This window comes from Catellatospora sichuanensis, assembly GCF_007483665.1.
In the GTDB taxonomy this organism is placed as follows: Bacteria; Actinomycetota; Actinomycetes; order Mycobacteriales; family Micromonosporaceae; genus Catellatospora; species Catellatospora sichuanensis.
Genome location: NZ_ML660184.1, coordinates 201,136 through 224,677, shown reverse-complemented (window position 1 = coordinate 224,677; position 23,542 = coordinate 201,136). Strand labels below are relative to the sequence as shown.

Genomic DNA, 23,542 nt, shown 5'->3' with positions numbered 1-23,542 from the left:
CGCGGAGGGAGAAGCCCATGAGCACACGCGTCCTCGATGTCAATGATCTTCCCGAGTTCCCTGACGTCGAACCCGGTCGCAACGGCGGTCTGGTGCTGACCTGCCCGGGCTACGAGCACACGCCGCGCTGGCAGCCGGGCGAGCGGCTGCCGCAGCTGTTCGAGCAGCAGTGCGACCGGCTGCGCCGGTACGGCCGGGGCGAGCAGCTCGCCGTCGACACCGGCGAGGAGGCGCTCACCTACGACGAGGTCGACGCGCGCGCCAACCGGCTCGCCCGGCACCTGATCAGCCGCGGCGCCCGGCCCGGCGACCGGATCGCGCTGCTGTTCGACCAGCCCGTGCACTCGTACGTCGGCATGCTCGCCATCGGGAAGATCCACGCCGCGTACGTGCCGCTGGACACCGGCTTCCCCGCCGACCGGCTGGCCTACATCGTCGGCGACTCCGGGGCCCGCCTGGTGCTGTCGGCGTCCCACCTGCGCGAGCACCTGGCCGAGGTCGCCGACGCCGAGGTGCTCTGCCTCGACGAGATCACCGCGGAACTGGCGGCCGCCGCCGAGGACCGGCTGGCCCCCGAGGAGCGCGGCGAGCCCGTCGACGAGCTGGCGTACATCATCTACACCTCCGGCTCCACCGGCCGGCCCAAGGGCGTCGCCGTCGAGCACGCCGCCATCTGCAACTTCGTCCGGGTCGCCGCCGAGCTCTACGGGGTGCGCCCGGAGGACCGGATGTACCAGGGCATGACCATCGCCTTCGACTTCTCGGTCGAGGAGATCTGGGTGTCCTGGATGGTCGGCGCGACCCTGGTGCCCAAACCCGGCGGGGCGAGCCTGCTCGGCCGGGACCTGTGGGAGTTCCTCACCGCGCGCGAGGTCACCGCGATGTGCTGCGTGCCGACGCTGCTGGCCACGCTCGACGAGGACCTGCCCGAGCTGAGCTTCCTACTGGTCTCCGGCGAGGCCTGCCCGCAGGACCTGGTCACCCGCTGGCACCGCCCGAACCGCCGCTTCCTCAACGTGTACGGGCCCACCGAGGCGACCGTCACCGCGACCTGGACGCCGGTGCACCCGGACAAGCCGATCACGCTGGGCCTGCCGCTGCCGACCTACGCCACGGTCGTCCTCGACCCCGACGCGCCCCGCGCCCTGCCCCCGGGCGAGCTGGGCGAGATCGGCATCGCGGGCATCGGCCTCGCCGTCGGCTACGTCAACCGCGACGACCTGACCGAGCGCGCGTTCATCCCCGACTTCCTGAACATCGCCAACAACCCGTCCGGGCGCATCTACCGCACCGGCGACCTGGGCCGGGTCAACGAGGCCGGCGAGATCGAATACCTCGGGCGCATCGACACGCAGGTGAAGATCCGCGGCTACCGCATCGAGCTGACCGAGATCGAGTCGGTGCTGCTGCAGATGCCCGGCATCGCCCAGGCCGTCGTCGACACGCACCGCCCCGAGCCGGGCGTGACCGAACTGGTCGGCTACTACAGCCTGCGCAAGGACACGGTCGCGCTGGACCGCCAGCAGATCTACTCCTGGCTGCGGGAACGGCTGCCGGGATACATGATCCCGTCGTATCTGGAGCAGCTCGACGCGATCCCGATGCTGCCCAGCGACAAGGCCGACCGCAAGAGCCTGCCCCCGCCGACCAACCGGCGGCTGGCCGCCCCGCCCACCGAGGCCGCGCCCACCACCGCGGTCGAGCAGGGGTACGCCGAGGTGCTGGCCGAGGTCGTCCGGGTGGACCGGGTCGGCGTGGAGAGCCACTTCTTCGAGGAGGTGGGCGCGGACTCGCTGCTCATGGCACGGTTCTGCGCCCGGGTGCGGCAGCGCGCCGACCTGCCCTCGGTGTCCATGCGCGACGTGTACGTGTACCCCACCGTGCGCGCGCTGGCCGCCGCGGTGGCCCCGGTCGCCGAATCCACCCAGCCGCGCACCGCACCCGCCCCGGCCCGGCAGACCCGCCGGGCCAGCTCGCTGCAGTACGCGGCCTGCGGCCTGGTGCAGCTGCTGCTCGGGCTGGGCAGCGCGGTGATGGCCGGCTACCTGCTCATCTTCGCGTTCCGCTTCATGGCCGCCGCCAACGGCTACCTCGACCTGTACCTGCGCTCGGCGGCCTTCAGCGTGGTCGGCTTCCTGATCCTGGCCATCTACCCGATCGCGATGAAGTGGCTGCTCATCGGGCGGTGGAAGGAGCAGGAGATACCCCTGTGGGGGCTGAAGTACCTGCGCTTCTGGTACGTGCGCATGTGCATGGGCGCGAGCCGCCTGCTGATGTTCTACGGCACCCCGCTCTACCCGTGGTACCTGCGCCTGCTCGGCGCGAAGATCGGCCGCAACGTGGTGATCCTGTCGCCGGTCATGCCGATCTGCACCGACCTGCTGACCATCGGCGACAACACGGTCGTCCGCAAGGACTGCTACTTCCTCGGCTACCGCGCCCAGTCCGGCTACATCCAGACCGGCCGGATCACCATCGGCAGCGACGTGATCGTCGGCGAGCACACCGCGCTGGACATCGACTCCACCATCGGCGATGGCGCCCGGCTCGGGCACTCCTCGACGCTGCCCCCGGGATACGCGGTGCCCGCCGGTGAGAGCTGGCAGGGTATGCCGGCCCAGCCCGGACACCCCGGCCTGCCGGCGGTGCCCGCGCGCAGCTGCGGCTGGCTGCGCAAGACCGTCTACTCCGGTGTCAAGATCTTCAACCAGGTGCTCACCCGCGGCCCGCTGGTGTTCGGCGCGCTGGTCGCGCTGGTCACCCAGGTGCCGATGCTGCGCGGTCTGGTCGACGGCAAGTCGTTCTCCATCAGCAGCATGATCTACCTGGACCTGGTGCTGGCCTCGGCGGTGCTCTTCGTGATCGCGCTGCTGGTCGGCCTGGCCAGCATCGTCGTCATCCCGCGCGTACTCAACCTGCTGTGGAAGCCGGACACGGTCTACCCCCTCTACAGCTTCCGCTACTGGCTCGCGTCGACGATCTCCGGGATGACCAACTCCGCGCTGTTCATGCGCCTGTTCGGCGACAGCTCGTACGTCGTGAACTACCTGCGCTGGATCGGCGTCGACCTGCAGCAGGTCGTGCAGACCGGGTCCAACTTCGGCATCGAGTTCCGGTTCGACTCGCCGTTCCTGTGCACCATCGGCACCGGCACGATGGTGTCCGACGGCCTGTCCATGGTGAACGCCGACTACTCGCCCACCTCGTTCAAGATGTCGCGGGTCGCCATCGGCGCCCGGTCCTTCGTCGGCAACGACGTCACCTTCCCGGCGGACCACGCCGTCGGCCAGAACGTGCTCTACGCGACCAAGGCGACGGTGCCCACCGACGGCCCCATCCGCTACGACACCGGCCTGCTCGGCTCGCCGTCGTTCCCGATCGCCCGGGTCGTCACGCGGGAAGCCGGCTGCGAGGCGCCCACCGGCGACGCGCTGCGCCGGCAGCTGACCCTGAAGAACCGGTACAACCTGCGCTCGATGGCCTGGTTCCTGTTCGTGAGCTGGTTCTCGGCCGCCGTCGGCCTGGTGGTGCTCGCCGCCGCGCTGGACCTGTACTCCGAGTGGAGCGTGCTGGTCATCCCGGCCGCGATGGTGGTCCTGATGGTGTTCCAGCTGTGCTACAGCGTGCTGGTGGAGCGGCTGGTCGGCGGGTTCCGCCGGCTGCGCTCGCGGCGCTGCTCCATCTACGACCCGTACTACTGGTGGCACGAGCGGCTCTGGAAGCTGGAGGCGCCGGTGCCGTTCGCGGGCACCCCGTTCCGCCCGATGATGTGGCGCCTGCTGGGCGTGCGCATGGGCAAGCGGGTGTACGACGACGGCGCGTACATGTCCGAGCGGACCATGATGACCATCGGTGACGACGCCTGCCTCAACGCCGGAGTGGTGATCCAGTGCCACTCCCAGGAGGACGGCATGTTCCGGTCCGAGCCGACCGTCATCGGCTCCGGAGCCACCCTCGGCGTCAAGGCGTTTGTGCACTACGGCGTCACCGTCGGCGAGAACGCGGTGCTCGGCGCGCACTCCTTCCTGATGAAGGGCGAGCAGATCCCCGACGGCGAGGACTGGACCGGCAACCCGGCCCGGCAGGTGCTCGAGCCGCTGCCCGCCGCCTCGCGCCGGACCAGGCCCACGCCCTGCGTCTCCGGCCCGCGGGCCGGCTCCCGGGCCGCGGCCCGGGCCCTGCTCACCGAGCTGCGGGCGACCCCCGCGCCGCGGCGGCGGCGTCCGGCAGGCGTGGCGGTGTCGCTGTTCGCGCTGGCCGCATGCCGGCGGCGGGAGAAGGACCTGGCGCAGTTCCTCAGCGCGGCCGAGCGGGCCGAGGCCGACAGCATGCGCTCGAGCGAGCGCCGCAGCTCCTTCATCGTCACCCGGGCACTGGTCCGCATGATCCTGTCGATCGAGTGGCACGGCGAGGTCGCGCCGCGCAACTGGAGCCTGCACTACGGCGGATTCGGCAAGCTCACCGTCTCCGGGCCGCTGCTCGGCATCGACGTGAGCGTCTCGCACACCGACTCGGCGATCGCGGTGGCCGTCTCGGACGCGTACGACATCGGGGTGGATCTGGAACCGGCCGGCCGGGAGGGCGCGTCGCTGCCCTGGACCGTGCTGTCCGCCGCCGAGCACGCCCGCCTGGTGGAGGCCGACGACCAGGGGGAGCAGCTGCTGCGGATGTGGACGCTGAAGGAGGCGTTCACCCGCTGCGCCGGGGACGACGGTGAGGTCAGCTTCGAGCAGTTGGACACCCTGCTGGAACCGCTGCAGGTGGTCGGCACCGCGCCGAGCGGGCGCCAGCGCTACTGGTTCCACCAGGAGCAGTGGGGCGCCGACGCCGAGCAGCACTGGGTGACCGTCGCGGTGCGGCGGCGGCCCACGGGCCGGCGCGGGCGCAGGCCCGCCGGGCGGGGCGTACGGCCCGCGGTCGCCAAGTCGGTGGGACGCACACCACGTCCCGCCACCCGCTCCGGCGCGAGCCAGGACGTGATGATGCAGATCCTGGCCGGCGGCCGGGTCACCGCCCGCACCGTCGCGTCGCCGAACACCGCGTCGGCCGGGGACGCCTAGACTGCACGGTCATGGGCGTCACACACCACGGGCGCACCGAGCGCCTCGACCTCGCCGACCCGACCCTGCGCGACTGGACCTGCACGGTGCTGGCCGCCGATGCCGAACAGGGCATCGTGCTGGACCGCTCGGCCTTCTACCCGGGCGGCGGCGGCCAGCCGCCGGACCACGGCGTGCTGCTCTGGCAGGGCGTGCAGACCCGGATCACCGGCACCCGCAAGGGTGACGACCTGTGGCTGATCCCGGCCGAGGGCGACCCGCTGCCGCCCGTCGGCACGCAGGTCGCCGGAGCGGTCGAGGACACCCGGCGCACCCTGCTCATGCGCACCCACTCCGGGCTGCACGTGCTGTGCGGCGTGGTGTTCCGGGACTTCGGGGCGCTGGTCACCGGCGGCAACATGGAGCCGGGCGAGGCGCGGATGGACTTCAACCTGCCCGAGGTGCCCGCCGACTTCAAGGCGCGGCTGGAGGAGCTGGTCAACACCGAGGTCGGCGCGGACCGCCAGGTCGTGACGCGGGTGCTGGGCCGCGACGAGGCACTGGCGCTGCCCGACATCATCCGCACCCAGTCCAACCTGATCCCCGCCGACGAGCAGGAGATCCGGATCGTCGACATCGTCGGCCTGGACGTGCAGGCCGACGGCGGCACCCACGTCGCCTCGACCGCCCAGATCGGCAAACTCCAGGTAGTCAAGGTCGAATCCAAGGGCAAAGCCAACCGCCGCGTCCGCGTCCGCCTGATCTGACCGCCCACCGCGCCGCGTCGCTCTTGATCATTCGACTTGCCCGGCACCTGTGCGTATCTTGACCGCGCTTTCGCCCATGTGCCGGGCAAGTCGAGCGATCTTGGCCGGAGCGGCGGGTGGGCCGCGTCAGAGCGTGCTTCGGACCGGCTAGGCGGGGCGGTCGGGATCGGCGGTGGTCGGGGCGTCGTCGATGGTGCCCTCGTAGACCGGGCCGGCGGGCTGGGCGGGTAGGGCATTGGCGGGCAGCGTCTGGCGGCGGTGGCGCTTGAAGCGGTGCTCGTCCTTGGGCGGGCGGTCGTTCGCCAGGATCACGGCCATCCAGGGCAGCAGCACCATGCCCAGGCCGCACAGCGGCAGCCACAGCCACAGCAGCGGCACCTGCAGCATGGCCAGCACCGAGCCAAGGATCAGGCAGGCCGCGCGCAGCAGCATCATCGCGATGTAGCGCCGCTCGCGCCGCCGCAGCTCGACCTCCGGGCTCTCCGCCGCATCGGTGATCAGCGCCGGCCGGTCCGCCTGCCGTTTCACGAGGCCTCCTGGTCGCCGGGGAACCTCTCCATCCTGCCCCCATCCGCCCGCGGTGCCGACAGCGGGCCGCGCCCGCATCGGCTCGGCCGTCCGGCGGCCCTTCATCCAAGATCGTCCGACTTGCCTGGCACATGGGCGAAAGTGTGGTCAAGATGCGCACAGGTGCCGGGCAAGTCAGACGATCTTGGGCGCCGTGCGGCGGGCGTGTGGTCAGGACGACGGCAGGGGCGGGCGGGCGCCGACGATGCCCACCGCGCGGGCGCCCAGCCGGCAGCCGGCCAGCAGCGCGTCGTGCTGCCCGGCCCCGGCGGCCCAGGCCGCCAGCAGGCCCGCGGCGAACGCGTCGCCCGCGCCGGTGGCGTCCACGATCGGCACCGGGTCGCCGGTGACGTGCACCACGCCGGTCGGGCCGGCCCACAGCGCCCCGTGCGCGCCGAGCTTCACCACCACGTCGGCGCCGATCGCGTACGACAGCCGCAGCGCCTGGTCTGCCGGGTCCCCGGGGCCGGCCAGCGCCGTGGCCTCGTCGGCGTTGGCCAGCAGCAGGTCCACCCCGCGCACCCAGTCCAGGAACGGGTGCCCGGTGACCCCGTCCTCGATCAGTTCCGTGGTGACCGCGTGCAGCGGCGCGGCCGAGGCGGCGTCGACGCAGGTGCGCAGGCCGGCGGCGCGGGCCGAGGCGAGCGCGTACCGCCCGGTGGGCCGGGACGGCTGGTCCAGCAGGGTGTATCCGGACAGGTGCAGCAGCGACGCGCCCTGGGCGATCGCGGCGTCCACGTCGCTGGAGGCCAGCAGCAGGTTCGCGCCCCGATCACTGATCATCGTGCGCTCGCCGCCGTGCGTCAGCACCACGATGCTGCCGGTGCTGGCCCCGGGGCGCACGCTCACCTGGGTGCGTACGCCCGCCTGGTGCAGCTCGGCCAGCCGGTCGCGGCCGGCCTGGTCGTCGCCGACCGCGCCCACGAAGGTCACCGGCGCGCCCAGCGCGGCCAGCCACGCGGCGGTGTTCGCGGCCTGGCCGCCCCCGGCGACGTGCACCGTCGCGGGGGTGTCCGAGCCCTGCGCCAGCGGCGCCCGCAGCACCGCCAGCACGTCGGTGACCAGGTCTCCGACGGAGAGGATCACTGGTTGCCGGCCGCGACGGCGATCTGCGCGGCCAGCGCGGCGTTGCGCAGGATGATGCGTACGTTGACCGCCAGGCTCCGCCCCTCCGTCGCCGCGTGGAAGTGCGACAGCAGCACCGGCGTCACCCGCTTGCCGGTCACCCCGTCGCGCTCCACGATCGCCAGGCCCTCGGCCAGGGTGCGGTCGTGCAGATCCGGGTCGAGCTGCTCGTCCTGCGGCAGCGGGTTGGCCACCACCAGCGCGCCGCGGTGCACGCCCTGGTCGCGCTGCGCCCGCATGGCCGCCGCGATCTGCTCGGGGGTGTCCACCCGCCAGTCCACACCGAAGCCGCTGTCCCGGATGAAGAAGCCCGGGAAGCGGTCCGTCCGGTAACCGGCCACGCCGACCCCCAGCGTCTCCAGCCGCTCCAGCGTGGCGCCCACGTCGAGGATCGACTTGACCCCGGCACAGACCACCACGATCGGCGTCTGGGAAAGCGTCGTCAGGTCGGCGGACTCGTCGAAGGTCTGCGCCGCCTCGCGGTGCACGCCGCCCAGGCCGCCGGTCGCGAACACGCCGATCCCGGCCGCGGCGGCGATCGCCGAGGTGCTGGCGACCGTGGTCGCGCCGTCCACGCCGAGCGCGGAGGCGATGGCCAGGTCGCGGACCGAGAGTTTGGCCACGTTCGCTCCGGTGGCCAGGCGGGTCAGCGTCTCGTCGTCCAGCCCGGCGACCAGCCGGCCGCCGACCATGCCGATGGTCGCCGGTACCGCGCCGTGGTCGCGTACGACCTGCTCGATCTCGCGGGCCACCCGCAGATTGTCGGGGCGGGGCAGCCCGTGCGAGACGATCGTGCTCTCCAACGCCACCACCGGCTGCCCGGTCGCCAGCGCCGCCTTGACCTCGGCACCCAGGTGGATGCTGCTCACATCAGTCACGATCATGAGGGTACTGGGCGGGCGGATCGCCGCCCCCATGAACCTGCACCCCCGAGGGCCGCCACCATCGCCGCGTTCGGCCGCCGGCGTCACGCGCCACCAAGGAGGTAAGCGCAGCGAAGCCGACGACTGGCGCGTGACGCCGGCTGAGAGGCCGGACGCCGCGCCCGCCGGAGGCGGGCGCGGACAACACAGCGTGGCGGGATATCAGGCTGGGCTGCGAGCCGGTGACCTGAGACAATGTTCGGGTGACCACACCAGTGACGAATCCCAGCACCATCCTTGAAGAGCGCACAGCCACGGACTATCGCCTTGACGAGGGCGACCACGAGCGTCTGTCGCACTACGCGCCCAAGGACAAACTGCTCGAAGCGATGATCGAGGGTACGCCGGTGCGCGCCCTGTGCGGCAAGGTCTGGGTGCCCACCCGCGACCCCAACCGCTTCCCGGTGTGTCCGGAGTGCAAAGAGATCTACGAGAACCTCTCCGAATGATCCGGCTTGCGCGCCGACGCACGGCTGTCACGGCCGCGCGGCACGGGGGTCTCGGCGCGCTCCGGGCTCTTTCCTGAGGAGCAGGGCGGAGCGAGCGTCAGCGAGCGAGTCGGCAGGATCCGGTCAGGTCATGCCGCCGACGAGCGCAGCGAGGAGCAGGCATGACCGCGAGCGTGGTCGTTGTGGGCAGCGCGAACATGGACCTGGTGGTGGCGACGCCCACCCTGCCCCGCCCCGGCGAGACCGTGCTCGGCGAAGAATTCACGACCGTTCCCGGCGGCAAAGGCGCGAATCAGGCCGTCGCCGCCGCCCGGGCCGGAGCCCGGTGCCACTTCCTGGGTGCCGTCGGCCTGGACGCTTTCGGTGACGAGCTCAAGGGCTGCCTGGCCGCGGCCGGTGTCGGGCTGGACGGGCTGCGCCGGGTGGCGGGCGCCTCCGGGGTGGCGCTGATCGCGGTCGACGCGGCCGCGGAGAACCTCATCGTCGTCGCTCCCGGTGCGAATGCGCAGCTCACCGAGCTGGACGCGGTCGACCGGGAGCTCATCGAGAGCTGCGACGTGCTGCTCTGTCAGCTGGAGATCCCGCTGGACACGGTCCTTCAGGCCGCTGTGGCGGCGCGAGCGGGGCAGACCGCCTTCATCCTCAACGCCGCCCCCGCCCGGGCGCTGCCGGACGAGCTGCTGGCCCTGGTGGACGTGCTGGTGGTGAACCAGACCGAGGCGGCCGTGCTGGCCGGGCTCGACGGCGGCCGGGACGCCTCACGGGCCGAAAACGTGCCCGAACTACTCGCGAACCTGCTGGCAGCCGTGCCGCGGGTGGTGCTGACGCTCGGCGCGGCCGGGGCCGCCTACGCCGACCGCGACGGGACGCGGCTGGAGGTGGGCGCGCCGCCCGTCGCCGCGACGGACACCACGGCCGCCGGGGACGCCTTCACCGGCGCGTTCGCCGTGGCCTGGGCCCAGGGCCGCCCCGTCGAGGAGGCTTTGCGCTGGGCCTGCGCCGCGGGCGCGGCCTGCGCCCAGCACTGGGGCGCCTCGACTTCCCTGCCGCTGCAGGCCGACATCGACGCGCTCTACGAGCGCGCCTACCAGCCCCAGACCTGACCCGGCCACACCGGGCAGGTTCCGGTGCGCGGTCGGCGGCGAGGCGGCGCGGGGGTACGGCACACGGCGTCGTAGCCTGCGCCGGTGGACAGTTCGTCGGCCCTGCTGATCGGGGACCTCGCCGGGGTCGCCGTCTTCGCCGCGTCGGGCGGCTCCGCCGCCGTCGGCAAGCGGCTCGACCTGTTCGGCGTGGTCTTCGTGGGCTTCGTGGCCTCGCTGGGCGGCGGCATCCTGCGCGACCTGGTGATCAACCAGGTGCCGCCGCTGGCCTTCGCCGACTGGCGGTATCCGGCCACCGCGACCGTCGCCTCGCTGGCCGTGTTCTGGCTGCACCCGCACCTGGAACGGCTGCGGCGCACGGTGCTCAGCCTCGACGCGGCCGGGCTCGGTCTGTTCACGGTCACCAGCACGCTCAAGGCGTTCGACGCCGGGGTGCCCGCCGTGGGCGCGTGCCTGCTCGGCATGCTCACCGGCATCGGCGGGGGACTGGTCCGCGATCTGCTGCTCAACGAGATCCCGGTGGTGCTGCGCCGGGAGATCTACGCGGTGGCGTCGCTGCTCGGCGCGATCGCGGTGGCGGTCCTGGTGCGGCTCGGCTGGGGCAGCGTGCTCACGTTCACCTGCGCGGCGCTGCTGGTGTTCGTGGTGCGTATCACCGCCCTCTACCGCCACTGGTCAGCACCGCGGCCGCGGCTCGGCGGAGGCGCCACGACCGAGTCCGGCTAGCCGCCCCGGATCGGGTGGTGTGTAAAGCGACTCACTGATTTCCGACCGACAGTCGCGCGGACCTGTCCTGACGAGCCGATAGACTCAGGGCCCCGCCTTCGAGGTCCCGCCGAGCCGTGGCCGACCCGAGGGCTCTTTCGTGCGATTCCCCCTTGAAGAGCAGGAGGCTGCCGCGTGGCGCTGGCCCGCCCCGTCCCCGAGTCGTTCCCGGCGCTGCGCGCCTGGCAGCGCAAGGCAATGGTCGAGTACCTCCGCCGGCGCTCTCCCGACTTCCTGGCGGTCGCCACGCCCGGCGCGGGCAAGACGACGTTCGCCCTGCGCATCGCGGCCGAGTTGCTGGCCGACGGCAGCGTGGACGCGGTCACCGTGGTCGCGCCGACCGAGCACCTGAAGTTGCAGTGGGCGCAGGCCGCGTCGCGGGTGGGCATCGAGCTCGACGCGATGTTCCGCAACGCCGACGTGCACACCAGCGCCGACTTCCACGGTGCGGTGGTGACGTACGCCCAGGTCGGCATGGCCCCGCAGGTGCACCTGCGGCGCACGCTCACCCGCAAGACGCTGGTGATCCTGGACGAGATCCACCACGCGGGCGACTCGCGCAGCTGGGGTGACGGCGTGAAGGCGGCCTTCGAGCCCGCCGTGCGGCGGCTGATGCTCACCGGGACCCCGTTCCGCTCCGACGAGAACCCGATCCCGTTCGTCAGCTACGAGCGGGTCGGCGAGGTCCAGCGCTCCCGCGCCGACTCGGTGTACGGCTACGCCGATGCGCTCGCCGACGGCGTCGTCCGGCCTGTGATCTTCCTCGCTTACTCGGGGGAGACCCGGTGGCGCACCAGCGCGGGCGATGAGCTGGCGGTGCGCCTGGGCGAGCCGCTCACCCAGGACCTGATCGCGCACGCCTGGCGTACCGCGCTGGACCCCAAGGGCGACTGGATGCCGCAGGTGCTGCGGGCCGCCGACGCGCGGCTGCAGGTGCTGCGCGCCGGGGGCATCCCGGACGCCGGGGGCCTGATCATCGCCTCGGACCAGCAGACCGCCCGGGCGTACGCCAAGCTGATCGAGGTCATCTCCGGCGAGAAGGCCGTGGTGGTGCTCTCCGACGACACCGGGGCGTCGGCCAGGATCGCCGAATTCGCGGGCTCCCAGCAGCGCTGGATGGTCGCGGTGCGCATGGTGTCCGAGGGCGTCGACATCCCGCGGCTGGCCGTCGGCGTGTACGCCACCAGCGCCTCCACCCCGCTCTACTTCGCCCAGGCCATCGGCCGGTTCGTGCGGGCCCGCCGCCCGGGGGAGACGGCGAGCGTCTTCGTGCCCAGCGTGCCGACGCTGCTCGGCTTGGCCAGCGAGATGGAGCTGGAACGCGACCATGTGCTCGGCGGCCCCAAGGCCAAGGACGGGCTCGACGACGAGCTGCTGGAACGCGCTCAGCAGTCCGAGAAGGCCAGCGGGGAGCTGACCAAGTCTTTCGAGGCGCTGTCCGCCACCGCCGAGCTCGACCAGGTGATCTTCGACGGCGCCACCTTCGGCCTGCCCGCCCAGGCCGGCACACCCGAGGAGGAGGACTTCCTCGGCCTGCCCGGCCTGCTCAGCGCCGACCAGGTGGCCGCCCTGCTGACCAAGCGCCAGGCCGAGCAGGCCGCCGCGGTACGCCGCAACCGGGCCGAGCAGACCCCTGCCCAGCGCGAGCCCGCGGTCCGCGACATGTCCGCCACCGAACGCCGCATCCACCTGCGCCGCCAGCTCAACGCGCTGGTCGCCGCCCACCACCACCGCACCAACCTGCCCCACGGCAAGATCCACGCCGAACTCCGCGCCAAGTGCGGCGGCCCTCCCAGCGCCCAGGCCACCATCGAACAGCTCGAAGAGCGCATCGCCACCATCCAGAGCTTCTGACCCGAAACCACGACGGACCCGGCGCGCCCTCCCATCGGAGGGCGCGCCGGGTCCGTCGTGCCGCCGCCTCGCAAGCGTCGTCATGATCACTCGACTTGCCGGGCAGGTGGGCGTATCCGCGCTCAAGATACGCACAGGTGCCCGGCAAGTCGGACGATCTTGGGCGGAGGGCCGGCCGCGGCGCGCCAGCCTGGCGCCGAATACGCCGAAGGGGCACCGCTGGTTGCGGTGCCCCTTCGGGTCAAGCTTGTTGGTGTTACTTGGCCATCATGTCGGCGCCCCGCCAGGTGAACTCGGGGTCCGCCGCCACTTCCACGGCAATCTTGACAAGGTCGTCGGCGTACTTGTTGGCGTGGTGTCCGCAGAACACCAGCTCGCCCCCACCGGCCAGCTTCACACGCAATTTGCCCGCCGCGTTACAGCGGTCGCACCGTTCATCGGCGGCTGGGGCAGCCACCGTTTCCGGCGGCGGCGTGAGGGTCTGGGTCATCGCCTTCCTCCTCTGGTCGTCACCGATGCTGATATCCATCGTCGATCCGCCGAGTCCAGCAGCGCCGAACCCGCCATTGTCATTCAGCTCGTTGCCCATGTAAGCCTCCAACACCGGCCGTGCCTGAGGGCTTCCCGGCTGGGGCCTCGGGGGGACCGGGGTCACAGCCGTTGGGCGATCGAGCCTACCTGGTCAGACGGGCTATCGGGGAGATGACCCGTCCTGCACAGTGTGCCGTCCCACCAGAGTGCCACGTCAACGATCGCGCGTCGAACAGAAACAGAGCGCCTACCCGTCTATGTACGCACGGTGAGTATCTCTGTACGTTCGGTGGATACCAAATGCCCGAATCGCGATGAATGTCGACTTGACCTGCCGGTGTTAGTCGAGGTAGTCGCGCAGGACCTGAGAGCGCGACGGGTGCCGCAGCTTGGACATGGTCTTGGACTCGATCTGCCGGATCCGCTCCCGGGTGACCCCGTACACCTGGCCGATCTCGTCTAAAGTCCGCGGCTGGCCGTCGGTGAGGCCGAACCGCAGGCGCACCACGCCCGCCTCCCGCTCGGACAGCGTCTGCAGCACCTGCTGGAGCTGGTCCTGCAGCAGCGAGAAGGAGACCGCGTCGACGGCCACGACCGCCTCGGAGTCCTCGATGAAGTCGCCGAGCTGGCTGTCGCCCTCGTCGCCGATGGTCTGGTCCAGCGAGATGGGCTCCCGGGCGTACTGCTGGATCTCCAGCACCTTCTCCGGGGTGATGTCCATCTCCTTGGCCAGCTCTTCCGGGGTGGGCTCACGGCCCAGATCCTGGAGCAGCTCACGCTGTATGCGGCCGAGCTTGTTGATCACTTCCACCATGTGCACCGGGATGCGGATGGTGCGGGCCTGGTCGGCCATGGCGCGGGTGATGGCCTGGCGGATCCACCAGGTGGCGTACGTGGAGAACTTGTAGCCCTTGGTGTAGTCGAACTTCTCCACGGCGCGGATGAGGCCGAGGTTGCCCTCCTGGATCAGGTCCAGGAACGCCATGCCGCGGCCGGTGTAGCGCTTGGCCAGCGACACCACCAGGCGGAGGTTGGCCTCCAGCAGGTGGTTCTTGGCGCGCTCGCCATCGCGCGAGACCCACAGCAGGTCCCGCTGCATGTCGCGGGTGAGCTGCAGGCCCTCCTCCTCGGCCTGGCGCAGCCGCTCGGCGGCGTACAGGCCGGCCTCGATGCGCTTGGCGAGCTCGACCTCCTGCTCCGCGTTGAGCAGCGGCACCTTGCCGATCTGCTTGAGGTAGGCCCGGACGGAGTCGGCCGACGCGGTCAGCTCGGCGTCCTTGCGGGCCTGCTTGAGCGCCTCGGACTCCTCGGCGTCCCACTCGAAGTCGTCGGAGGCGGCGGCGTCGGCCTCGGCGGCCTGGGCCACCTCCACCGGCTCGTCGACGACGACGTCCTCGAGGTCGGCGGCCAGCTCCTCGATGGAGATGTCCGCGCCGTCGGGCTCTTCGCCCTCGCCGGGCTCGCCCTTCTTGGCGGCCTTGGCGGGCGCGGCCTTCTCGCCTGTCTTCTTCTCGACAGCCTTCTTGGCGGCGGCCTTCTTGGCGGGTGCCTTGGCGGCGGTCTTCGGGGCCTCCTCGGCACCGTCCTCCGCCTTGGCGGGCGCGGCCTTGGTGGCGGCCTTCACCGGCTTGGCCGCTGGGGCGGCCTTGGCCGGAGCGGCCTTGGGGGCCAGCTTCACCGGCGCGGGCGTCTCGGCGCCGCTCTCGGTGGGCGTGGCCTGCTTGGGTGCGGCGGGCTTGGCGGTCTTCGACGCGGCGGGCGGGGCCGCCTTCGCCGTGGTGGCCTTCGAGGCCGGGGTCGCGGCCCGCGCGGCGGCCACCTTGCGGCGGCCGTTGGCGGAGTCGTCGACCTCGACCGTCACGCCCGCCTCGAGCAGTGCTCGCAGCATCTTCTTGGCCTGGGCGGGGGTGACGTCGGCAGCCTCCACGGTGCGCGCCACATCCGCAGGCGTGAGCCGGCCGCCGGCGCCTGCGGCTTGGGCGATCAGCATGTCGGTGAGCGTGCGAACGTCGGCGCTGATCTGGCGGGCTTCAGTCACGGACGACCTTCCGGAGGCGAGTATCAAACAAGAATCTGCGGCTTCGGCCGCGTCGCATGGCGCGTCGCGGTGGGTCAGCCAGTGTGATGTGTGGATGCGCCCCGCACCTTCGGCACGTGGCAGGCGTGAATTGTAGCGCCGTACTCGGCGATCATCTCGGCGCGCACGCCGCAGGAGGTCCGCGAGCGGGCTCCGGGGCCTTGGCAGGATGGCACCAGGTGACGAGGAGGACGGTCGTGAACGAGCTGGAACTGCTGGATATCGCGGTGCAGGTGGCCGCTGACGCGGCCGACACCGCCCGCCGTATGCGTAACGAGGCGATCAACGATGTCGGCACGAAATCCACCGCCACGGACGTCGTGACGGCCGCTGATCGCGCGGTCGAGCAACAGGTGATCGCCGCGCTGGCGGCGCGGCGCCCGGGTGACACGGTACTCGGCGAGGAGTTCGGCGGCGCGGGAATTGCCGACAGCGGCGGGGTCCGCTGGATCGTGGATCCCATCGACGGGACGGTGAACTACCTCTACGGGCTGGCCCAGTACGCCGTGTCGATCGCCGCGGAGGTGGACGGGGAGGTGGTGGCGGGGGTGGTGCGCAACGCGGCCACAGGGCACACCTGGACGGCGGCGCGGGGCCACGGTGCGTGGCGGGACGGTCGGCGGCTGACCGGCTCGACGGCGACCGAGCTGGCCCTGTCGCTGGTCGGCACGGGCTTCGGCTACGCCCGGGAGCGGCGTGCCCATCAGGCCGCGGTGGTGGCGCAGGTGCTGCCGCTGGTACGCGACATCCGGCGGATGGGCGCGGCGGCGCTGGACCTGTGCGCGGCAGCCGAGGGGATGCTGGACGCGTACTACGAGAAGGGCCTGGCGGAGTGGGACCTGGCCGCGGGCGGCCTGATCGCGCGTGAGGCCGGGCTGCTGGTCACCGGCCTGTCGGGGCGTCCGGCCGGCGGGGACATGGTGCTGGCCGCCCCGCCCGCCCTGCACGGCCCGCTGGACGCCTTGCTCACCGGCCTCGTCGCGGACGGGGGGCCGTAGCCGCCGCACCGGCGGCCCGCCGGACCCGGCCCGGGTCCACGGGTACCGGAAACGTCCGAAGGCTCCGTCCGGCTGCGCACAGCGGCCGGACGGAGCCTTCGCTCAGGGCGGGGTGACCCCGTGGGACGGCCGGTCAGGGCTTCTCGGCGCAGGTGCCCTCGGGCAGCGCGGGACGGCCCAGCGCGGCGACCGCCTGACGCATCTCGGTGGGCGTGGCAAGCTGCTTGAACTGCCCGCCGATGATCACGTCGATGGTGTCGTTGTCGCGCTTGATGTCGAATACCGGCTCGACGTCGTTGAGGAAGTACGCCTTCAGCAGCTGGGCCGCGCCGACCGTCTTGGGGCCGTAGCGCAGCTCCGCGACGATGTCGGGCTGGGCCTTCTTCTCGTTGCCCGTCTTCTCCACCTTGAACTTGCGGTTGGTGAAGTCCGCGGCCACGTTACGGGCGAGATCCACCGTGGTCGTGGCGTTGTAGACGTTGATCTTCACTTCGCTCTCGGAGTCGGGCAGCGTGTTGTCGACGGGCACCCAGCCTGCCGGGCAGCTCTCTGCCACCGGAGCCTCGCTCTGCGTGTCACGATTGAGCGTGATCACGGCCAGGGTGATGCCGATGATCGCCAGGGTGCTGATGATGGCGATCGCCCGAATTCGTGCCAGTTGCATATCGGTGCCGCTCCCCGTGAGCCAGAGGTCCGCTGCCGCCACTTTGACGGTATGGGCCAGAGGTTATCGGTTGACCGGCCCGCCGGGGGCCGCGACCCGACAGACGGCCGGAATTGGCCGGACGTTCCCGGCGCGCCGACCGTGATCGGCGGGCGGCTGCCCCTACCTTGGTCTCGCCTGACCCGACGGCCCCATAACGCTGTCGGCTCAGTCACATCGGGAACATCTTGGCGTGCAGGAGCGTACAACTCCCACACGGGCGCGCTAAAGTACCGCGCTCGTCGAGAGTGACGACGTCACGTACGCGATGACGGACAAGACACAAATTGGGAGTGTGACAATCGATGGCCACCGACTACGACGCCCCGCGCCGTGACGAGGCCGACCTCGGTGAGGACAGCCTCGAGGAGCTGAAGGCCCGGCGTGTCGACACACAGTCGGGCAGCGTGGACGTGGACGAGACCGACATCGCCGAGAACTTCGAACTGCCCGGCGGTGACCTCTCCGACGAGGAGCTGACGGTCAAGGTCGTGCCGATGCAGGCCGACGAGTTCCGCTGCTCGCGCTGCTTCCTGGTGCATCACCGCAGCCAGCTGGCAGGCGAGCGCAACGGCGAGCCGATCTGCCGCGAGTGCGCCTGACCGCGTGAGCCCGTCGTCTCGCCAGCGGTGGTGAGCGAGCATGCACAGGGCTTGACGCGATGGGGTGAGATGGCGCAGAACATCTGGGTACACGGATCGGGGCACGCCGCATCGGACGCGGCGTGCCGCACGGTCCGGATACCGGGTGACCGCGACGGCCGTCGCGGGCGCCGGGCGCCATCTCAGCTGACAGGAGCCTGCCATGACCACCAGCCCCGACCAGGTGCCCGACGAGACCTCGTCGGGCCCTGCCGCACCCGGCACCGGAGCCGGGCGGCCGGACGAACTGGCGCTCGCGGTGGCGGGCCTCGCCGACGAGGACCTGGACAAGGCGGGCCGGCGCAAACTGCTCGGGCGGATGCTGGTGGGCCTGCGCGAACGCGGCGTCAAAGAAGTGTTCATGCCCCGCAAGGCGATCAACTGGATCACGGAGGCGGTGTCCGACCTCGCCCCGCACGTGCCGGTGCGCAGCCTGGAGACGCTGCGGCGGCACTATCCGGGCCTCGACGATGAGGCCCTCGCCGAGCGGCTGATCCGCAACGCGGCCCGTGCCGCGGCGGGCGTCGGCGCGGTCGGTGGTGGCATGGCCTCCATCGAGTGGGCGGTGCCGCCCACCCTGCTGTCCACGCCGGTGCTGCTGGCGACCGAGACGGTCGGCGTGGTCGGCATCGAGCTCAAGCTCATCGGCGAGCTGCACGAGGTGTACGGCCAGCCGGTGCTCGGCACGCCGTCCCAGCGGGCGGTCAGCCTGATGCAGGGCTGGGCCAGCCACCGGGGCATCAGCCCGATGCTGCCCGGCGCCGCCGCGGCCACCGTGCTCGGCACGGCCACCCGCAAGCAGCTGCGCGACATGGTCCTCAAGCGGTTCGGGCGCAACCTGACCTCGCTGGGGCCGCTGCTGACCGGCGCGGCCATCGCCAGCTACCTCAACCGCAAGGCCACCCGCCGCCTGGGCGACGACATCCGTCGCGACCTGAGGGACAAGCGGAATCGCCAGGCGCTGCCGCCGGGGTCAGCCGACGCGGCGTAGCGCGCGGGCCAGCTCCTCGGGCCGGCGGCTGCTGATCACCCAGTACGGCGTGACGTCGGCCGGGTCGTCGAGCACCACCTGCACCGCGCCGGGGACCCACGGGCGCTGCACCACGAAGGCCATCGGGTCTGCGTGCACCCCGAGCAGGTCGCGCTTGGTGGCGGCGTCCAGCGGGATCGCCTGTGCCACGTGGCGCAGCGGCAGCCGGGCGTCGTCGACCAGGAAGTCGTCGGCCGTCACGCTGATCCGGATCCGCCCCAGCCGCCACAGGCCCACCGCGACCAGGGTCAGCACCACGGGGTAGGCCACCCAGCCGCGCGGTCCGGCCGCGCCCAGCCCAACCTGAGCCGCCAACACGGCTCCGACCAGCAAGGACGGCAACCAGAGCCACCACGGCACGGACAGGCGCTCGGTGTGACTCGGCACAGGCCGTGCCGCGCCGCCCCCTGTCGCCGTTGTGCCTGAGGATGCCGTACCGCTGCCTGGATGTGTCACAGCATCGAGGGTAGGGCCCGTCGGGTCCGCCGGGCGCGGCAGGATAGAGGCAAGGAGACGCAGCTCCCGTCGCGGGCGCGCGTCAAGCACTTCCCCCGGAGGTTTGACCGTTGTATCCCCCTGCGACCCCACCCGTCGTGGTGCCGATCCGCCGGCTCGACCCGGACCTGCCCCCGCCGTCGTACGCCCATCCGGGCGACGCGGGCGCCGACCTGTACACCGCCGAGGATGTCGTGCTCGCCCCCGGCGAGCACCGGCTGGTGCGTACGGGCGTGGCGATAGCCCTGCCCGACGGGTTCGTGGGTTTGGTCCACCCCAGGTCCGGTCTGGCCGCCAAACTGGGGGTGACCGTGCTCAACGCACCCGGCACCGTGGACGCGGGCTACCGGGGCGAGATCCTGGTCCAACTGATCAACCACGACCGGGCGAACACCGCCAAGATCTCTCGCGGCGACCGCATCGCGCAACTTGTCGTGCAGCGGGTGGAGCGGGCACACTTCCACGACGTCGCCGAACTGCCGGAGTCCGTACGGGGCACCGGTGGGCACGGCTCGACGGGGAAATGAGGAGGAACAGTGATCTTCTCGCGACGACGTGCGGCCACCGGCCGGCACGCCAAGGCGGAGGAGCCGAAGTTCGAGGACGCCCGCGCCGCCCGGCGCGCCGCGCTGCTCGGCGAGGACTGGCAGCCTGAGGAGGCTGACGCGCCCGCCGCTCCGACCGCCAACGGCACGAACGGCGCCCACTTCCCCGAGGCCTCGATCTTCGGCGACGACGGCCCCTACGACGCCGCGGACGCGCCCGACGCGCCCCGGTTGGACCTGGGCAGCCTGCTGCTGCCCGCGGTCGACGGGGTCGAGATCCGGGTGCAGGCCGGCGAGCAGGGCGTGATCCAGCAGATCGCGCTCGTGCACGGCCCCAACGCGCTCCAGCTGGGCGTCTTCGCGGCGCCGCGGACCGAGGGCATCTGGGACGAGGTGCGCGAGGAGATCCGCAAGTCCCTGTTCGCCGACGGAGTGGGCGCCGAGGAGGTGACCGGGCGCTGGGGCATCGAGCTGCGCGCCCGCATCCGCACCCCGGACGGCTTCAACGACCTGCGCTTCATCGGTGTCGACGGGCCGCGCTGGATGGTCCGCGCGGTGTTCCAGGGCCCGGCCGCCATCGACGTGACCGAGGCCGGCCCGCTGACGCTGTGCCTGACCGGCCTGGCGGTGCGCCGCGACGACACCGCCCGCCCGGTCCGTGAGGCGCTGCCGCTGCGCCTGCCGGCGAACATGGCCGAGGAGGCCGCGGCCCGGCAGGCCGCCGCCGGGCAGGCAGCGCCTGAGCCGCCCGTCGAGCAGCCCCGCCAGCCGCAGTACGGCGAGGGCGCCTACGGCGGCGACCCGTACGGCGGTTCCGGCAACCAGCTCGTGCCGGGCCGGGTGCCGCCGACGCCCGCGCCGACGCCGTTCGGCTCGATCGCACCGGCGGGCGTCAACGGCACCGCGGCTCCCGCCGTGGGCGACGTCCCGCGCCGCAAGCCCTCCCCGCGTCCGCGCCGCGACTGACCTCGGCGGAACACGGCTCGTCCCGGCGCGCCGCCGTATACGCGGCGCGCCTTTGGGGACTCGCCATGTTCCGCCCGGGGTGTCCCCAGCCGGGGCACCCCGCAGTAGGCTGGCTGTTGCGCGCCGTTCGGGGACCTCGCCCCGGCGGGGAAGGATGAAGCAGGTCATGTCGACCGACGACGCCCGATCACGGAACAAGGGGCTGCGTGGCATGCTCCACCGGCTCACCGCCACCGACTCCGAACTCGAGTCGGAGGAGCTGCGCCGGGACACCGAACGCGCGGGTTGCGTCTGCGCGGACACCGTGCACCGTGGCGATCTCGTCAACGTCAGCGGCCGGCTGCGTACGGTCGTCTACACGCCGCGCACCAACCTGCCGACGCTGGAAGCCGACCTCTACGACGGCACCGACCTGATCACCCTGGTGTTCCTGGGCCGCCGCCACATCAACGGCATCGAGCCGGGGCGCGGGCTGCACGTGCGCGGCCGGGTCGCCGTGCGGGACGGGCGCAAGGTCATCTACAACCCTTACTACGAGCTGGAAGCGGCCGCGTGAGCGAGCGATCCGCGCGCAGCGAGGAGCAGTCATGAGCGAGCTTCGCAAGCCCATCAGCGACCGGGACCGTGCCCTGGCGGACGATCCCGAGCAGCTCCCGCCGTTCGCGGAGCAGATGGCGCAGCAACTGGGCGGCTGGCGCGGGATGACCGAGGCGGCCATCCCGGTCATCGTGTTCGTGCTGACCAACATCGTGCTGGGCTTCTGGTTCCCGGCGGAGGAGTCGCGCACCGCGCTGCAGAGCGCGATCGGCGCGTCGGCGGCGGTGGCGATCGGTATCGCGGTGGTCCGGCTGGCCCAGCGGCGGCCAGTGCGCTTCGCGCTGAACGGCCTGTTCGGCATCGGCCTGGGCGCCTGGATGGCCTGGAACTCCGGCAAGGAGGTCGACTTCTACCTGCCGGGCATCTGGATCACCATGGGCCAGATCGTGGTGCTGCTGGGCTCGATCGCGCTGCGCCACCCGATGGTGGGCTGGTTCTGGTCGGTGATCGCCAACGGCGGCCGCAACGACTGGCGCGAGGACACCCGGCTGGTGCGCGTCTTCTCCCAGCTGACCGCGCTGTGGGCGGTGGTGTTCGCGATCAAGGTGGCCGTCCAGGGCGGGCTGTGGATGACCGAGCAGGGCACCGCCCTCGGCATCGCCCGCATCGTGATGGGCACGCCGCTGTTCGCCCTGCTCGTCGTGATCAGCTTCGGCGTCGTCCGCCGCGTCCGCCGCGAAGAACCCCGACCGGCCTGACCGGCCGACCGTCACGCCGACCGGTCCTGTGGGGTCCGCGCGGCGCCCCTCCGCCCCGATTTTCGTAGACGCTGGCCTATCTCATCGAAAGATCTGCGATCGTTTTCGACGAGATAGGCCAGCGTCTACGTTGGGCGGGGTGTGTGCATGTGGTGTGGGGCGGGTGGGTCAGCGGCGGCGGGCGCGGGTCTTCTCGACGCTGTCGGCACCGAGCATGACGGAGCGGACCTGCTCCTCGACCTCGACAGTGCAGACGAAGACCAGCTCGTCGCCGACCTCGACCGGGTCGTCGGGAGTCGGGGTGAGCACGCGGCGGCCGCGCACGATGGCGACCAGGGCGCTGTCGTGCGGCAGGGGGATGGAGCGGATCGGCAGTCCCACGTGCGGGGCGTCCTCGGGGAGGGTGATCTCGACGAGGTTGGCCTCGCCGTGCCGGAAGGTCATCAGCCGGACCAGGTCGCCGACCGTGACCGCCTCCTCGACCAGGGCCGCCATGACGCGCGGCTTGGAGACGGAGACGTCCACGCCCCACTGCTCGGTGAACAGCCACTCGTTCTCGGCCCGGTTGACCCGGGCGACCACCCGCGGCACCGCGAACTCGGTCTTGGCCAGCAGCGACACCACGAGATTGACCTTGTCGTCACCGGTGGCGGCGACGACCACGTCGCACGCGGCGAGGTTGATCTCCTGGAGGCTGGACAGCTCACAGGCGTCGGCGAGCACCCAGTCCGCGGCCGGCACCCGCTCGGGGCGCAGCATGCGCGGCTGGCGCTCCAGCAGCATGACCTGGTGGCCGTTCTCGATGAGCTCCTGGGCGATGGAGCGCCCGACGTTGCCCGCCCCGGCGATGGCGACCCGCATGGTGACTCCTCCTAGGCCGCGGCCGGCGGCGCGGCGGCGATCTTGGTGACGGTTTCCGCGATGTCGTCGGTGACGAGCATGAAGACCTGATCGCCGTCCTGCAGCACCGTCGACGAGGTGGTCAGCGTGCCGAGGCCGAAGCGCATGAGGAACGCGGTCCGGGTGCCGGTCGCTTCCTCCAGCGTGTGCAGCGGACGGCCGATCCAGGCCGGGTTCACCGGGGTCTCGATGATGGCGACGGTGCTGGTGGGGTCGCGGTAGAGCTCCGTGGCGCCCTCGGGCACCAGGTGCCGCACGATGCGGTCGGCGGTCCAGCGCACGGTCGCCACGGTGGGGATGCCGAGCCGCTCGTACACCTCGGCGCGGCGCTGGTCGTAGATGCGGGCCACGACGCGCTGCACGCCGAACGTCTCGCGGGCCAGCCGCGCGGAGATGATGTTGGAGTTGTCGCCGCTGGAGACCGCGGCGAAGGCGTCGGCCCGTTCCACGCCGGCCTGGATGAGCACTTCGCGGTCGAAGCCGACGCCGGTGACCGTGGTGCCGGCGAAGTCAGGGGAGAGCCGGCGGAACGCGTCGGCGTCCTGATCGATGATCGAGACGGAGTGCCCGCGCGCCTCCAGGCTGTGCGCGAGCGTCGAGCCGACCCGGCCGCACCCCATGATCACAACGTGCACGTCACGTCCTCCCGACAATGCCGTCGTCCCGGCCACCGCGAAAGCGGCTCGTCCCGGCGCGCCGCCGTTCGAGCGTCACACCCCACGGGACTCCCCACCCTCGCCCAGCCTGCCATGCGCACGTACGGCGCGCG

The 23,542-nt window shown here is 71.9% G+C and carries 20 protein-coding genes and 2 pseudogenes; 13 read left to right on the top strand and 9 right to left on the bottom strand.

Annotated elements, in window-relative coordinates; all coding sequences use genetic code 11:
- The first annotated feature begins 17 nt into the window (after positions 1 to 17).
- Together FLL47_RS03015 and FLL47_RS03010 are read left to right on the top strand one after the other, a co-directional pair.
- Positions 18 to 5,060, top strand: coding sequence for a Pls/PosA family non-ribosomal peptide synthetase (locus FLL47_RS03015; protein ID WP_222105944.1), 5,043 nt, complete (start codon positions 18 to 20; stop codon positions 5,058 to 5,060).
- 11 nt (positions 5,061 to 5,071) lie between these two features.
- Entirely contained in the window at positions 5,072 to 5,806 is a 735-nt protein-coding gene (locus FLL47_RS03010) for an alanyl-tRNA editing protein (RefSeq protein ID WP_144118851.1), read from the top strand.
- A 147-nt stretch (positions 5,807 to 5,953) separates the two neighbouring features.
- Here FLL47_RS03010 and FLL47_RS03005 read toward each other — a convergent pair whose 3' ends face one another.
- The 3 genes from FLL47_RS03005 to FLL47_RS02995 all read right to left on the bottom strand — a co-directional run bounded on the left by FLL47_RS03005 (position 5,954) and on the right by FLL47_RS02995 (position 8,367).
- Complete coding sequence (locus tag FLL47_RS03005) at positions 5,954 to 6,334, bottom strand: DUF3099 domain-containing protein (RefSeq protein WP_144118850.1); 381 nt, start codon at positions 6,332 to 6,334, stop codon at positions 5,954 to 5,956.
- 210 nt (positions 6,335 to 6,544) lie between these two features.
- Positions 6,545 to 7,459, bottom strand: coding sequence for a carbohydrate kinase family protein (locus FLL47_RS03000; RefSeq protein WP_144118849.1), 915 nt, complete (start codon positions 7,457 to 7,459; stop codon positions 6,545 to 6,547).
- Positions 7,456 to 8,367: a pseudouridine-5'-phosphate glycosidase gene (locus tag FLL47_RS02995; protein ID WP_144119019.1), complete on the bottom strand. Its 912-nt coding sequence runs from the start codon at positions 8,365 to 8,367 to the stop codon at positions 7,456 to 7,458. The genes FLL47_RS03000 and FLL47_RS02995 overlap by 4 nt, the downstream gene beginning before the upstream one ends.
- Positions 8,368 to 8,624: 257 nt before the next feature.
- Here FLL47_RS02995 and FLL47_RS02990 point away from each other — a divergent pair, with 257 nt between their 5' ends.
- The 4 genes from FLL47_RS02990 to FLL47_RS02975 all read left to right on the top strand — a co-directional run bounded on the left by FLL47_RS02990 (position 8,625) and on the right by FLL47_RS02975 (position 12,592).
- Positions 8,625 to 8,870: a DUF3039 domain-containing protein gene (locus tag FLL47_RS02990; RefSeq protein WP_144118848.1), complete on the top strand. Its 246-nt coding sequence runs from the start codon at positions 8,625 to 8,627 to the stop codon at positions 8,868 to 8,870.
- A gap of 161 nt (positions 8,871 to 9,031) precedes the next feature.
- Positions 9,032 to 9,973, top strand: coding sequence for a ribokinase (locus FLL47_RS02985; RefSeq protein ID WP_144118847.1), 942 nt, complete (start codon positions 9,032 to 9,034; stop codon positions 9,971 to 9,973).
- 84 nt (positions 9,974 to 10,057) lie between these two features.
- On the top strand, positions 10,058 to 10,699 hold the full coding sequence (locus FLL47_RS02980) for a trimeric intracellular cation channel family protein (protein WP_144118846.1): 642 nt from the start codon (positions 10,058 to 10,060) through the stop codon (positions 10,697 to 10,699).
- 174 nt (positions 10,700 to 10,873) lie between these two features.
- Positions 10,874 to 12,592, top strand: a complete 1,719-nt coding sequence (locus FLL47_RS02975) for a DEAD/DEAH box helicase (protein WP_281286639.1) — start codon at positions 10,874 to 10,876, stop codon at positions 12,590 to 12,592.
- A 256-nt stretch (positions 12,593 to 12,848) separates the two neighbouring features.
- Here FLL47_RS02975 and FLL47_RS02970 read toward each other — a convergent pair whose 3' ends face one another.
- Both FLL47_RS02970 and FLL47_RS02965 read right to left on the bottom strand, forming a co-directional pair.
- A complete protein-coding gene (locus FLL47_RS02970; protein ID WP_120321755.1) occupies positions 12,849 to 13,082 on the bottom strand; it encodes a DUF7455 domain-containing protein in 234 nt (77 codons plus the stop codon).
- Between the two features lie 381 nt (positions 13,083 to 13,463).
- Positions 13,464 to 15,161, bottom strand: coding sequence for an RNA polymerase sigma factor (locus FLL47_RS02965; protein ID WP_144118845.1), 1,698 nt, complete (start codon positions 15,159 to 15,161; stop codon positions 13,464 to 13,466).
- 236 nt (positions 15,162 to 15,397) lie between these two features.
- Here FLL47_RS02965 and FLL47_RS02960 point away from each other — a divergent pair, with 236 nt between their 5' ends.
- The gene (locus FLL47_RS02960) at positions 15,398 to 16,198 is read left to right on the top strand and encodes an inositol monophosphatase family protein (RefSeq protein WP_246157462.1); all 801 of its coding nucleotides are present in this window, start codon (positions 15,398 to 15,400) and stop codon (positions 16,196 to 16,198) included.
- Between the two features lie 133 nt (positions 16,199 to 16,331).
- Here FLL47_RS02960 and FLL47_RS02955 read toward each other — a convergent pair whose 3' ends face one another.
- Positions 16,332 to 16,862: a LytR C-terminal domain-containing protein gene (locus tag FLL47_RS02955; protein WP_144118844.1), complete on the bottom strand. Its 531-nt coding sequence runs from the start codon at positions 16,860 to 16,862 to the stop codon at positions 16,332 to 16,334.
- Between the two features lie 344 nt (positions 16,863 to 17,206).
- Between FLL47_RS02955 and FLL47_RS02950 the strand changes: the two genes are divergently transcribed.
- Complete coding sequence (locus FLL47_RS02950; RefSeq protein WP_144118843.1) at positions 17,207 to 17,503, top strand: DUF4193 domain-containing protein; 297 nt, start codon at positions 17,207 to 17,209, stop codon at positions 17,501 to 17,503.
- 202 nt (positions 17,504 to 17,705) lie between these two features.
- Entirely contained in the window at positions 17,706 to 18,533 is an 828-nt protein-coding gene (locus FLL47_RS02945; protein ID WP_246157460.1) for a hypothetical protein, read from the top strand.
- Here FLL47_RS02945 and FLL47_RS02940 read toward each other — a convergent pair.
- Positions 18,516 to 18,959 (bottom strand): DUF3093 domain-containing protein, encoded by a 444-nt coding sequence (locus tag FLL47_RS02940; protein WP_144118842.1) that lies wholly within the window; start codon positions 18,957 to 18,959, stop codon positions 18,516 to 18,518. The two genes, FLL47_RS02945 and FLL47_RS02940, sit on opposite strands and share 18 nt — an antisense overlap.
- A 179-nt stretch (positions 18,960 to 19,138) precedes the next feature.
- Between FLL47_RS02940 and dut the strand changes: the two genes are divergently transcribed.
- The 4 genes and pseudogenes from dut to FLL47_RS02920 form a co-directional block, all read left to right on the top strand.
- Positions 19,139 to 19,594, top strand: a complete 456-nt coding sequence (gene dut / locus FLL47_RS02935) for a dUTP diphosphatase (protein ID WP_144118841.1) — start codon at positions 19,139 to 19,141, stop codon at positions 19,592 to 19,594.
- Between the two features lie 9 nt (positions 19,595 to 19,603).
- Positions 19,604 to 20,356, top strand: a pseudogene (locus FLL47_RS43875) (DUF3710 domain-containing protein); the annotation flags it as partial.
- Positions 20,357 to 20,744: 388 nt separating this feature from the next.
- Positions 20,745 to 21,134 carry an OB-fold nucleic acid binding domain-containing protein gene (locus FLL47_RS02925; RefSeq protein WP_144118840.1) on the top strand — a complete coding sequence of 130 codons (390 nt, stop codon included), beginning with the start codon at positions 20,745 to 20,747 and terminating at the stop codon, positions 21,132 to 21,134.
- Positions 21,135 to 21,176: 42 nt separating this feature from the next.
- A pseudogene (locus FLL47_RS02920) lies at positions 21,177 to 21,873 on the top strand (DUF3159 domain-containing protein); the annotation flags it as partial.
- Between the two features lie 168 nt (positions 21,874 to 22,041).
- Here the strand turns inward: FLL47_RS02920 and FLL47_RS02915 are convergent.
- Entirely contained in the window at positions 22,042 to 22,734 is a 693-nt protein-coding gene (locus tag FLL47_RS02915) for a potassium channel family protein (protein WP_144118838.1), read from the bottom strand.
- Positions 22,735 to 22,745: 11 nt separating this feature from the next.
- Complete coding sequence (locus FLL47_RS02910; protein WP_144118837.1) at positions 22,746 to 23,408, bottom strand: potassium channel family protein; 663 nt, start codon at positions 23,406 to 23,408, stop codon at positions 22,746 to 22,748.
- Positions 23,409 to 23,542: the final 134 nt, after the last annotated feature.